The following is a 366-nucleotide window of genomic DNA, read 5'->3' as shown; positions in this document are numbered from 1 at the left end:
AATCCGGATCAATCGGCAAATACGCACCACCCGCCAACCACACACCAAACAACGCCACCACCAAATCCGGACCCCGACCCAACCGCACACCCACCACCACCTCCGGACCCACACCCACACCACGCAAATAACCCGCCAACCGCGACGCCCGCACCCACAAACCCCCATACGTCAAACACCGCCCACCACCCACCACCGCCACCACATCCGGCGTCTCCACCACCCACCGCAACACCAACTCATGCACCCCACCAACCGCCGACGACACAACCGGCACCGACACCCCCCAACCCGGCACCGACACCGGCAACACCGACAACCGCCGCCCCGACTCAACCGCCACCACCGCCAACAAATCGACCAGGT

1 protein-coding gene is annotated in these 366 nt (G+C 65.0%); it reads right to left on the bottom strand.

Annotated features, from left to right (window positions below; all coding sequences use genetic code 11):
- On the bottom strand, nt 1–366 hold a 366-nt coding region (locus AC507J_RS32380), incomplete at both ends, for an AMP-binding protein (RefSeq protein ID WP_496294384.1).

It is taken from the genome of Micromonospora sp. PRAS1, assembly GCF_059553435.1.
Note: the sequence above shows the minus strand (reverse complement) of the source record. Positions and strands in the feature narration are given on the sequence as shown.